General features: G+C 69.9%; 10 protein-coding genes. 4 read left to right on the forward strand and 6 right to left on the reverse strand.

From position 1 onward, the window contains the following. The first annotated feature begins 102 nt into the window (after window positions 1-102). Complete coding sequence (locus tag ACFWR9_RS13810) at window positions 103-1,299, forward strand: MFS transporter (RefSeq protein ID WP_383840711.1); 1,197 nt, start codon at window positions 103-105, stop codon at window positions 1,297-1,299. 31 nt (window positions 1,300-1,330) lie between these two features. Here the strand turns inward: ACFWR9_RS13810 and ACFWR9_RS13815 are convergent, their stop codons facing one another. The 5 genes from ACFWR9_RS13815 to ACFWR9_RS13835 all read right to left on the reverse strand — a co-directional run bounded on the left by ACFWR9_RS13815 (window position 1,331) and on the right by ACFWR9_RS13835 (window position 7,614). Next, on the reverse strand, window positions 1,331-1,825 hold the full coding sequence (locus ACFWR9_RS13815; protein WP_383840461.1) for a hypothetical protein: 495 nt from the start codon (window positions 1,823-1,825) through the stop codon (window positions 1,331-1,333). Window position 1,826: 1 nt separating this feature from the next. Beyond that, window positions 1,827-4,001 (reverse strand): hypothetical protein, encoded by a 2,175-nt coding sequence (locus ACFWR9_RS13820; RefSeq protein ID WP_383840464.1) that lies wholly within the window; start codon window positions 3,999-4,001, stop codon window positions 1,827-1,829. Beyond that, window positions 3,998-5,722: a hypothetical protein gene (locus ACFWR9_RS13825; RefSeq protein ID WP_383840467.1), complete on the reverse strand. Its 1,725-nt coding sequence runs from the start codon at window positions 5,720-5,722 to the stop codon at window positions 3,998-4,000. The genes ACFWR9_RS13820 and ACFWR9_RS13825 overlap by 4 nt, the downstream gene beginning before the upstream one ends. Continuing rightward, window positions 5,722-6,960, reverse strand: a complete 1,239-nt coding sequence (locus ACFWR9_RS13830) for a site-specific integrase (protein WP_383840470.1) — start codon at window positions 6,958-6,960, stop codon at window positions 5,722-5,724. Before ACFWR9_RS13830 ends, ACFWR9_RS13825 begins: the two co-directional genes overlap by 1 nt. Window positions 6,961-7,281: 321 nt before the next feature. Next, a complete protein-coding gene (locus tag ACFWR9_RS13835; protein ID WP_383840473.1) occupies window positions 7,282-7,614 on the reverse strand; it encodes a hypothetical protein in 333 nt (110 codons plus the stop codon). 102 nt (window positions 7,615-7,716) lie between these two features. Here ACFWR9_RS13835 and ACFWR9_RS13840 point away from each other — a divergent pair, with 102 nt between their 5' ends. Next, window positions 7,717-9,171 carry a hypothetical protein gene (locus ACFWR9_RS13840; protein WP_383840476.1) on the forward strand — a complete coding sequence of 485 codons (1,455 nt, stop codon included), beginning with the start codon at window positions 7,717-7,719 and terminating at the stop codon, window positions 9,169-9,171. Window positions 9,172-9,179: 8 nt separating this feature from the next. Here the strand turns inward: ACFWR9_RS13840 and ACFWR9_RS13845 are convergent, their stop codons facing one another. Further along, entirely contained in the window at window positions 9,180-9,701 is a 522-nt protein-coding gene (locus tag ACFWR9_RS13845) for an NUDIX hydrolase (protein ID WP_383840479.1), read from the reverse strand. 214 nt (window positions 9,702-9,915) lie between these two features. On the opposite strand from ACFWR9_RS13845, the gene amcB reads away from it, so the two are divergent. After that, the gene (amcB, locus tag ACFWR9_RS13850) at window positions 9,916-11,067 is read left to right on the forward strand and encodes a cyclophane-forming radical SAM peptide maturase AmcB (RefSeq protein ID WP_383840482.1); all 1,152 of its coding nucleotides are present in this window, start codon (window positions 9,916-9,918) and stop codon (window positions 11,065-11,067) included. Next, on the forward strand, window positions 11,064-11,255 hold the full coding sequence (amcA, locus tag ACFWR9_RS13855) for a multiple cyclophane-containing RiPP AmcA (RefSeq protein ID WP_356660954.1): 192 nt from the start codon (window positions 11,064-11,066) through the stop codon (window positions 11,253-11,255). Before amcB ends, amcA begins: the two co-directional genes overlap by 4 nt. Window positions 11,256-11,283: the final 28 nt, after the last annotated feature.

Below are 11,283 nucleotides of genomic sequence, written 5' to 3' on the forward strand. Positions count from 1 at the left end.
GGGGGGGGGGGGGGGCGCGCTGGCCCCCCCCCCGACACCCGGCGGCGCCGCGCGGCGGCGGGGGGGGGGGGGGGGCCGCCCCCCCCCCCCCCCCCCGCCGCGCTGCCGGCGCTGTGCGCTACGCAGATCACCAGCTGGGGCATCGTCTACTACGCGTTCCCTGTGCTGAACCCGCAGATCACCGCCTCAACCGGGTGGCCGGCCGGGGCGACTACGGCCGCGTTCTCCGCCGCCCTGCTCGTCTCCGCGCTCGCCGGGATACGGGTCGGGCGGATCATCGACCACCGCGGCCCGCGCACCGTGATGACCGCCGGATCGGTCCTCGGCGTGCTGAGCATCCTGATCGTGGCCGCCGCCCCCAACCTGCTGATCTTCGTGGCTGGTTGGCTGCTCGCCGGACTCGCGATGGCGTCCACCTTCTACCAGCCCGCTTTCGCCGCCCTCACCCGCTGGTGGGCCCCCGACCACGTCCGTGCCCTCACCGTCGTCACCCTTGCCGGGGGCCTCGCCTCCACGCTCTTCGCACCTCTCACCGCGGCGCTCGCCGATCACCTGTCCTGGCGGGCGACATACGCCGTTCTCGCCCTGGTGCTGGCCGTGGTGACCGTGCCCGCGCATGCGCTCGCCCTGGACGCACCGTGGCCGAAGGCGCCTCCGGCACCCGCCCACGCCGCCGACGGGGTGGATCAGGTGGCGCACAGTCGACAGTTCTGGTTGCTGGCCGCAGCCCTGACGCTCTCCGCGTTCACCGTGTACGCCGTCGTCGTCGCTCTCGTCCCGCTCCTGCTCGAACGCGGCTTCACGACCACCATGGCCGCGTGGGCCCTGGGTCTCGGCGGGGCCGGACAGACCCTCGGCCGTACCCTCTACGCGACGCTCGCCCGCCGCACTGGCGTGAGGGCCCGTACCGTCGCGCTGATCGCACTCGGCGGACTCACCACGGCCGCGCTCGCGCTCGTCCCTGGTCCGTACGCCCTGCTGGTCGTCTTGTCCGTCGCGGCCGGGATGGTCCGCGGGAACCTCACCCTGCTGCAAGCCACCGCCATCACCGACCGGTGGGGCACCACCCACTACGGCCGTCTCTCCGGACTCCTGGCCGCCCCGGCAACCGCCGCCTCCGCCCTCGCCCCGTTCGTCGGCGCTGCCCTGGCCGTGCCGCTCGGTGGCTACCCCCGTCTTTTCGGACTGCTGGCCCTCATTTCCGCCTTCGCCGCCCTCGTCGCTCTCACGGCCAGGGCGCCGCGTTCCGCAGCAGTAGAGGCGGCGACGGCGACGAACCTGCGCGCAGGGCCGCCTTGAACCGGCATCCGCCGCTCAGCCGCCCGGGTCTTCATCCATGCCCCTCCGGCTGCTGACCTGCGCCAGCGGCTGGGAGCGCTCGTATGTTTCCGTGCTGGGCCAGCTGCCGTCGCAGCCGCTCGATCTCGTCGTGCTGGGCGGCGAGGCGGCTGATGGCCAACGTCTTGAAGCCGGTCAGGTCGATGATCTTCTCGTCGCGGGCAGTGACCCTCTTCTTCAACTCGGAGACTTCCGCTTTGAGGCGTTCGATCTGGGCGTCGCGTGGGTCGGTGATCTCGCCGGCCGCCTGGAGCTCGGTGCGGCGGCTTTCGAACTCCTCGGCCAGGTGCTGGTAGGTGCCCGGCCGTACGGAGCCGTCGCGGTGCTTCTTCGCGTAGAAGCCGGTGCGGGTGACGCCGGCCAAGGCTGCGAGGGTCTTCAGGTCGCACTTGCCGCCGGGCGGCAGGTCGCCGCGCAAGAGCCGTTCCATGGCGGCGCGGAGCGCGGTCTCGTTCCGGCCCCGGTCGGCGTCGGTGATGCGGGACACGTCAGCTCGCCTCCGCGGGCACCGCGCCGGTCGCGGTGTCGATCTCGACAAGGACGCGCAGAGCGCGGTCGCGCTCGGGTTCGAGGCGCTTCTTCTCACCCCGGGCGACGCGGCGGTTGTTGATGAAGGTGTCGATGGAGGCGACCTGCCCGAGCCATACCGGCCGGTGGCAGGGGTGGTGGGTGGCCTGCGGGCAGCGTGCCGAGTCGCACATGCCGATCAGCGGCTTCGTGGCATCGGGGGTGCCGGCCAGCTTCAAGCACAGGGCCTTCGCGGGGTCTTTGAACCAGCAGAAGTTCGCGGGCCCGATGTGCAGGCTCGATGCCTGCTTGCGCAGGAGACTCTCCAAGTGGGCGTCGTCCTGGCGGACCTTGGCGTTGGTACGGGCCGCTTCCTGGAGCTCGGCGTCCACCACGGTGAATGCCTCGATGAGGCTTCTCGCGCCGGGGCCCGCGGGCATCCGCCCGGCCTGAGCGTCGCGGAAAGCCTGGACGGTCAGCTGGAGGTGGTGTTCTTCCTCGGCCTCCTCGACTTCGGCGAGGAAGAGCCTCTGGGATCCGCCGGGGCGCGCGGCGTACCCCTCGGTCGTGGCGACGCTGATGTGCTTCAGCGCAACCTTCGCCGCCAGGAGCCCTCCGGGGCGGTGCGCGACCGACAGGGCGAGTTTACGCCGCAGCATGCGCGCCGAGCACGGTCCCGCAGGGATGTCGGGAAGGCCCCAGTGGGCGCCGAGGCCGGACTTCTTCAGGTAGCCCCGCAGCCGTTTCAGCCGCTCGGTGATGGCGACGTTGGTGAACAGCGGAGCGCCTTCGGGGCCGCCGAGGATCCGTTCAGCGAGGGCGGCGGCCCGGTCGACCTCCTCGACGACCACCCACTCGTCCGGGACCCCGCCGAACCGCTGCCCCTTGATGAGTTTGCCGGACAGCCGAAACCGGCGACCGCCGCCCGGGGTGGAGCGCGCGGGGTTGCGGCAACCCGTCGAGAGTTCGAGCAACTCCGAGGAGCGCATGCCGGAAAGGGCCGCGGTGACCACCAGGCATGCGGTCAGCACATGACCGGCCAGGAACCGTGCCTCATCCGACCCCATCGGCTGGGCCCAGGCAACGAGTTCGCCGCTGCCGTAGCGGGGGATGGCCTGCGCGTCGCGCGCCCACGTGCCGGCCAAGCCGACGTCCTCCACGACACCGAGCAGCGCCGGCCGCAGCAACGGCTTCGCGTGGTCGGTGATCCCGGAGAATCCAGCCCGCGTGGCAAGGTGCGCCCAGGCGAGACGTTGCAGCGGGTCACCGACGTGGTGGGCCCACCGCTTGCTCGACCTCTCGGAGATCATCGGCAAGGGCTCGCCGCGCTGCCGGAACTCCTCGAACAGCGCCTGCAGCGCGGGCACATCGGTGTGCCGGGCCTCCGGCATGGCCGCGCGATCCAGGCGGTCCTGACGGCGGGCCTCTTCAACAGCGGTGACGTGCGGGCCGACCACCTCCACGAGGTACAGGCAGGTCGCCAGCAGCGGCTGGAGCAGGTCATCGCCGACGGGCTGGGTGGCGTTCTCGCCGCGCTTCTTGCCCCCCACGATCTGCCACGGCGTCCGGCCATTCCACGGGACGAAGCCGTCACGGTAGGCGTCGGCCGACAGCAGCTCCCGGTAGATCACGATCCCCAGCATCGAGCGGGGCACTTCGGTCACCGATTCCGGGTCGAGTTTCCAGCGCGGCAGGCCGAGCGAGATGTGGGACCACGACTGCTCCTCCACGTGCCGCTCGCACAGCTCCTGGTCGACCTGCTCCAGGGTGCGGATCCCTTGTGCGGTAAGCCAGTTGAACCAGGTGATCAGCCGCATGAGGTAGCGGAAGCAGGTCCGGGGGCTGCGCAGGGTGCGGGCGGCATGGGGACACTCGATCACCGCCTCGTGCTGCGGCGCCATCAGGGCCAGCAGGACCTCCTTGGCCACGATCCGCCAGGCCGGATTGAGGATTTCGGTGAAGTCCCAGATGAGCTCGCCCGGGGCGATCATCCGGTGGGCGTCGACGAGCTCGGACAGCACCCACCTCTCGTCCTCGAAGAGCACCCGCCGTGCTCCCGCGGGCAGCCGCAGGCCCGCCACCTCGCACACGTCGGCCCCCGCGAAGGCGGACCGTGTCCGGCGCAGAGCGGGTGCGGGTATCGGTCGCGGCATCATGCGCTGTACTCCTCGGGCCGAAGGGGAAGTTCGTGGTCGTCGTCCGCGACCTCCAGCTGGGCGTCCGCCTTCACCTGCGCGGAGAGCCTGGGGAGGATCTCGTTGTCGAGCCGCTCGGCGTACGGGCCGAAGACCCGCACGAACTGGACGACGGGCATCTGCCGGAACTGCCGGGCGAAGAACGCCTTCAGCCGCAGCAGGTTCACGGTGTGCCGCGGCAGGAAGAGCGCCAGCGGGCACAGCAGGCACACCCACGGCCGGGCGGGGCACGGCTTGCCCTTCGGACCGTGCACGCCGGCCAACTGGTCCGCGCAGGCCGCGGTGAACACATCGCGCTCGCCGCCCACCAACTCGGCCATCGCCCCGGCGTCCAGCTCCAGGCGCCGCACCGCCTCGGGGAAGGCCGCGGCCAGCTCGGCCGCGGCTTCGCTGGTCAGCACCACCGGCGGCAGGGCCTTGCGCAGGATGTCCGCCTGCCCGTCCTCAATGATGGACTCCACGGCGTCCAGCTGGGCCGGCGTCGTGGGGGTGACGTAGTGATCGCCTTCGGTCCTGGCGGTGTGATTGGGGTCGATGGTGGTGCGCCCGGTCCATCCACGGCGGGCTAGCCGCTCCTCGTAGGTGGCACGGATCCGGCCCCGGTGGACCTTCAGCCGCTCGTCGGCATCGTCCACGAGCTTCAGGTCACGGATGAAGTCGCGCTGCGGCTTGTTGGTCCACTGGTGGCCGATGACTCCGTTGACGCCGTGCGGCTCGGCCGCGATCCACAGCGACTCCCGCAGCCCTGGCGCGGCGAACGTCCGCAGCTTGGCGGCGTGCGCGAGCCACTGCTCCAGCAGCCGTACGGCCTGCCGGGGCGGAGTGGCTCCCTCCGGGCCGGTTCGCCCCTTGTAGTAGCCGAGGAGAATCGTGGAGTTGCCGGCCCATTCGATGTCGCCGAGCTCCAGGTCGTCGATCCCGTCCGGGACTACGCCGCTGTAGAGACCGAACAGCAGCCGGTAGGCGATCTGGACGCGCGGAGTGGGGAACAAGTCCTCGCGCACCGATCGCACAGCGGCATAGGAGACCTCCGGCCGCTTGCGCACGTAGCCCTGGACATAGGCGCAGTACGCGTGCCCGGACACGGGACCGTCCCGGAGCATCAGCCAGGCGATGTCGGCTTCGCTGTGACGGCGGCTCTCGCGGGGATCCTGACCGATCGCCGCGAGGTTCAGCATCTCGCGCTGCCGATGTCGGCTGACGTCGATGACCGAACGGCAGGCGTTCTCCAGCCGCTCCCACTCGCCGTCGGTGTATGCCGCGTATGCCCGCACGGGAGGGTGCGGCTGAACAGCCCGGCCCTCAAGCATGGCCCGCACCTCCGGTCTCAGACACCCGGTCAATCCGTCAAGGCCCTTGAGCAGGATGCGGGTGTCGCACTCGCGCTCGTGGGTGCCGGACAGCCAGAACCGCAGCAGCATCGACTTGGTCAACTCCGCTGCAGAGCCGGAAAACCCGGTCTCCGACAGCTTCTTCACCATCTGCCGCACCGAGACCGCGTACCTCTCGGCCGGGTTCTTCGCGCCGATCCCGCCGTGCGGGTGCGCACACGCGGCCAGGCCCTCGGCCAAGTCGCGAGCCAGACGGGGGTTGGGCAATCCAGCCAGGCGTGCCGTCCACTCCTTGCCGTTGCGGAGTACGAACCGCACGGCCAGCGGCTCCTCGGTCACGAACGCGGGCATCAGCAGTCCTCCTCGTCCGCGCCGGTGAACTCGGCCTCGACCTCGGCGTCCGTGACCCCCGGGACGGGGCCGGCCATCCGCGCAGCGGACTCCCGGTAGGCGTCGCGGTAGATCCGGGTCACATCCAGGCGCGCGATGTAGAGCTCCGTCGACAGCACGCTCGTATGACCGAGCAGGTCGCGCAGGACGAGCATCTGGTCGTTCTTCATCAGGTACAGGGCGAGCGCCGCGTCCTCGCCGGCCGCCAGGGTCAGCTCGGACGCGCGTCGGTAGTGGCCTTTGACCAGGCCCTCCAGCGTGGCCATGGCGAAGCTGTGCCTGCATCGGTGCGGGGAGACTGTCGGGAACCGCGGTTCGAACCGCTCACGGATCCTCGCCGAGGTACGCCGGAACACCGTCGCCCAGTCGATGAACGGCTTGCCCGACGACTGCAGACTCACCAGGGGCGACTGCCCCTCCGGTGTGACCAGGCACAGCCGTTCGTCGAGGGTCAGGTTCCGCCAGGGCCGGCGCCGCCCGTTGAGGGTGGCGCCCTCCCAGTCCGGGGCCTCCACGAGGATCGGCTCGCCAAGCCGCCACGGTGGCCGCCACCGATACCCCTCGGCCGACGCCGCCCGGTCCAAGTCGATGTACTGGTGCATCCGGGCCAGCGGCCCGTACGTGACCCAGGTCGTCCGCGCCTTCCTGCCCTTGGTGATCGCCCGGGACAGCGGGAACAGGATGGGCACTTCAGACCGGCGGCGCGGCAGCGGCGGCACCTCGTAGATCGTCAGGTGCGTGAACTCCTGCCGCCGCAGCCCACTGGCCAGCACGAAGTCGCCCATCGCCCCGTTCCGAGCGCACTCCCGGCCGCGACAGCGCCGGTCCGGCGTGCCGTCCGGCTCCAGCCCGGCAAGGCCGCAGACGAACAGCCGGCAGAAATCCTGCTCCATGTACTTGATCGAGGTGTGCGGCCGGGGCGATCGGACGCGGGCGAGGTTCCGTTCGACGTCGACCAGGACGCCGTCGGCCATCCGCTTGCCCATCCGGTAGGTGAAGGGCACCGCCTCGGCGAAGTGCTCGTCCACGGCCCACCGGTAGAACGCGGACAGGATGCCCATGTGCAGGTTCCATGTGGTGCCGTCCCACCGCTTCTTCAGCGGTCCGGCGAAACGGAACTCGGCGTACATGCTCAGCGCCGCCCGCAGTTCCTGGCGGTTGCCCAGAGGATGGACTTCGCGGTCCTGCAGGAGGGTCATCCACTCACACAGCGAGCTCGCGTTGTTCCGCCATGTCCGGGCCGCCGGCGCCCCGTTCAGAGGGAGTTCACGCAGCCAGCGGTTCCCCACCGTAGCGGGGCGCGGGACACCGGGCGCGTCTTCGAATCGGAGGTCGTCGTCGAGGAGGACCGGCATCCGCTCAGGGATGAGGGGTTGCCGCTCTACCTCCCAGGACTCCCAGCCCACTCGCGTGTAGTTGATCAAGTGCATGGCGTCGGACCTTAGATATCCGACACGACCTGCTGCAACAGCCTCCTCGGATCAGCCTGAGCAGGTGAGGAGGGGAATGCGACACGACGACTAAGCAGCGACTTCGGTCGCGTACGACTCAAGTGATCCGATCATGATGTCGAACGGCTCGACGTTTGCGAGACGCTTGCCCAGCCCCGCTACGAGGGCGTCGCGTTCGGCCTGCGTGATCTCTGCTCCCACGCGGTCGGTGATCTGGTCGACGGTGATGTGGAGCCAGCGGTCCTCCACGCAGGTGATCGGAAACTCCCGCAAGACCGCCCGTCGCCGAGCGACGAGCGCCGCCAGCTCGCGGTCCTGATCGTGTGGGGTGAGATACACGTGGAGCAGGGTCTCGCCCTCTGGCCACACGTCCTGGGCATGCTGGAACACGAACGGCTTCATGACCATGCACCGTAGCGTCTTGGCCATGAACGCGCGTCGGTTGTAGGCGAGTTGGGTACGGTCCGACCGGCGGTCCGGGTCGTTCGGCGGCGGAGGCGAATCATGAAGAGTGCGCACGTGGGGCTCGCGGCGTTCGAGACCAGAGCGGGCGAGGCTGCCCGGACCCTGCTGCGCAACCAGGGGTACGACGGCGGGTGGGGCCTCACCTTGACCTCGGTTTCGTCGATCGTCAATACCAGCGAGGTCCTGCCGATTCTGCGGGCCGCCGGCATAGCCGGAAAGCCGGTTCGCCAAGGGCTCGACTTCCTCACCGGCGCCATCCCGGAGCACTCACGGCCCCGACCCAAAGGCGGTCGTGGTGAGCACACCCGGTTCATCGCCTTCGGCCTGGCCGGACTGCTGTCCCACCCGCGCTTCTTCCACCACAACGGCGTCGCGGAGACCGCGGCCTGGTGCGTCGGCTGGTTGGAGGACCACCAGGTCGACCACGGCTGGCCCGAAGTCCTCGGACTCGACGACACCTCGCTGCACCAGACCGCCCTGGTGGTGCACCGGCTCGCCGAGCTCAGAGACGCCCTCCATGACTTCGGCCCCGGACTCCTCTTACCCGGCGGGGTGGAGACCAACAGCCTGCTGGAGCGCGTCGAACCGCTGATCGACCACGGAGTGCACGGCCTGCTCTACCACCGGCGGCCCAGCGGGGCATGGGGATGGCGTACCTACATCGACACCGACCCGAGCCCGAGCAAGACCGCGCTGTGCCTTCTCGCGCTGTCGGCCGTCTGTGCCGGAACGGGGCCCGGCGGCGAGCCTGCCTACCGGGACGTCCCGCGGGAGGTGGGCGGGGTGCACGGCCCGGTGCAGCGGAAGCCGCTGTCCGACGTGATCGTCGAGGCCGGCCAGTGGCTGCTGCACAACCACCACCGGTGGGAGGAGTTCGTCGAGGACGACAAGGACGTACAAGGCACGGCCTGGGAGCACATGGCGTACGCGCTGTGCACCCAGGCGGCCATCCGGGCCGGCGCGAGCCCGCGCGATCCCCGCCTCGCCAAGGCGTGGAAGTTGATGAATGACCTGTGGGACCCGGAGGCTGGGCTGTGGAACGAGCCGGGTGCCTCGGGCAAGCGCGCCACCATCCGGGCCGCCTACTACACGGTGTCGGCCTACGAGGAAGCAATGCAGCGTCTGGCCCGGATGAACCTTGCCGACACCACCTCCGAGGACGCGAGCGAGGCGTCGGCCGAGATGGTCATCGTCCAAGTCGCCCTCGGCCCGGGCCGGACCCTCCTCCTCGGGGCACGCGACAGCGAACGAAGCGTGGCGTGTGAGCTGTCGGAGCGCCTGTTCGACGTGGTGAAGGTCGTGTACGACGCCCCCGAGGCCGGAATGTCGACCGAGCGGATCGCGGCGAAGCTCTACGTCGCCCCGTCCTCGGTGCCCAAGTACGTTCAGCGCCTTAACCACGCCGTCTCCACGGCCTTCGGCGGCGCCCCGGCCCGGCTACTGCTGGCCAGCACGGTGGACGGGGTCAGCGGGTATCGCCTCGCAGGGCGGTAGGCCGCCGCCTACGACGTGGCGCGCTCTCCGGCCAGCGGGTAGTTCAGCAGGGCGAACCGCGCCAGGGAACGGACCTGGTCGAAGGTTTTGAGGGTGTCGAGGTCCTCCAGGCCGAACCAGGCGGCCCCGTGCACCTCTTCGAGCTGCGCCTCCACGGCCTGTTCCCGGGTGCCCGGCTGCCGCTGGACGTAGAAGAACTGGACCAGCGCCGGCGTCGGAAAGCCTTCGCGCTCGATGTCCACATAGAACGGCACGGGTTCAGGAGTGGCGTTGTGGTCGGCCGGGTGGATGGCCGGCTGGCTGGAGATCGCCTCCACCAGCAGCCCCGTCTCCTCCTTGAACTCGCGCACCGCCGTACCCGCGAAGGACTCCCCGGGCTCGATATGACCGCCCGGCGGAACCCATTTGTCGAAGCGGTTGTGGTGCACGAGCAGCACTTTGCCACGCTCGACGAGGTAGCCCGAGCAGCAGTACACCAGACCGATATCGCGGGCGGTCTGGCCGTCGTGGATCAGAATCGAGCGAGGCACCCCGCCACGATAGCCCACAGGCAAGCACTCGAACTCCCGTGCAGGTGAGACCACTTCAGCGCAATGTCATTGCTGTGCTGATGACATGTCATCGGCAATGACAGCGCGATGTCATCGCGTACACGTCATCGCGGGTCGGATCGTGGTCACATCCCGCTCCGCGGCGCCCACCGCGGGCCGGCGTTGCCCTCTGTCCGTTGAGGAGAGGACCCCGATGCGCCCTCGCCCCCTCCCGTGGCGTGCCCAGTACCAGCAGCGGTTCGCGGCCCCGCAGACCGTGGTGGTCCAGCCCACGACCTGGTGCAATCTGGACTGCCGGTACTGCTACCTGCCGTTTCGCAAGCTCAAGCACCAGATGCCCCCGGAGGTGGCCGAGGCCCTGGCACAGGCGGTGGCCCAGATCGACGACAGCGGCCATCCGATCGGCATCGTCTGGCACGGCGGGGAGCCGCTCGCCGTCGGCCAGCAGAAGTTCGCCACCCTGCTCGCGCCGTTCGAGGCCCTGCGGCGGGCGGGCCGAGTCCACCACTATGTGCAGACCAACGCGACGCTGATCACCGAGACGTGGTGCGACCTGCTGGCCGCGTACGACGTCCGCGTCGGGGTGAGCATCGACGGCCCGGCCGCCTTGAACGCCGAGCGCGTCGACCTGCGAGGCAAGCCCGCCTTCGACCGGATCCTGCGCGGCATCTCGCAGCTGCGCGAGCACGGCATCCCGTTCTCCGTCATCTCTGTGGTCGGCACCCTGGGCATCACGATGCCGGAGGAGCTGCTGGAGTTCCTTACCTCTCTGGGCGGCCACTCGGTGGGCTTCAACATCGAGGAGATCGAAGGGGTCAACACCGACCGGCAGCCGCCCACCACCGTCCAGGCCCAGGAGTTCTGGCGCCGCACCCTCACCTGGGCCCGCGAACACCCTGGCGCCCCGGCGGTCAGGGAAGTCGAACGGCTCGCCGAGTACCTCCAGCTGATCCGTTCCGGCCAGCGAGCTGAGTGGGACGGGCGCCGCCTCGACCCGATCCCCACCGTCTCCTGGAAGGGCGACGTGGTCCTGCTCTCCCCGGAACTCGCGGACACCGCGGCGCCCGAGTACGGCGACTTCATGGCCGGCAACATCCTCGACCGCCCCCTGCCCGAGATCCTCCGTGATGCCCACCGGCTGCGCTACGTACGCGACTTTCTCGCCGGCCTGGACCGCTGCCAGGCCGAATGCGAGTTCTTCGACTTCTGCCGCGGCGCACAGGCCGCCAACCGCTACTTCGAGAACGGCGACCTACAGACCACCGAGACCAACTACTGCCGGGTCTCCCGGCAGGCCCTGGTCACGGCCCTGTCCACGCTCGCAACCAAGGAGGCTGTTGCATGAAGATCCTGGACCGACTCGCCACATCCGACACGCCCGTCGTGATGGAGTTGATAGCCACGCACGACGCCCCGCCCCCGGTGATCGTTGAAGGAGCGTGGGACAACCGGCCCACGTGGGACAACTGGGCGAAGAACCCGGCTCCCTTCGACAACCGCCCGACCTGGGACAACTGGAACAAGAAGAAGTAAGCCGCGCCGCTGCTGGCACGCCCAGGGG

Origin of the sequence: Streptomyces sp. NPDC058534, assembly GCF_042717365.1 — a bacterium.
Classification (GTDB): Bacteria; Actinomycetota; Actinomycetes; order Streptomycetales; family Streptomycetaceae; genus Streptomyces.

Coding starts and splice junctions, on each gene's coding strand:
- ACFWR9_RS13820 (WP_383840464.1), bottom strand. CDS start 4,001: ATGATGCCGCGACCGATACCCGCACCCGCTCTGCGCCGGACACGGTCC.
- ACFWR9_RS13840 (WP_383840476.1), top strand. CDS start 7,717: ATGAAGAGTGCGCACGTGGGGCTCGCGGCGTTCGAGACCAGAGCGGGC.
- amcA (WP_356660954.1), top strand. CDS start 11,064: ATGAAGATCCTGGACCGACTCGCCACATCCGACACGCCCGTCGTGATG.
- ACFWR9_RS13830 (WP_383840470.1), bottom strand. CDS start 6,960: ATGACCCTCCTGCAGGACCGCGAAGTCCATCCTCTGGGCAACCGCCAG.
- ACFWR9_RS13825 (WP_383840467.1), bottom strand. CDS start 5,722: ATGCCCGCGTTCGTGACCGAGGAGCCGCTGGCCGTGCGGTTCGTACTC.
- ACFWR9_RS13835 (WP_383840473.1), bottom strand. CDS start 7,614: ATGAAGCCGTTCGTGTTCCAGCATGCCCAGGACGTGTGGCCAGAGGGC.
- amcB (WP_383840482.1), top strand. CDS start 9,916: ATGCGCCCTCGCCCCCTCCCGTGGCGTGCCCAGTACCAGCAGCGGTTC.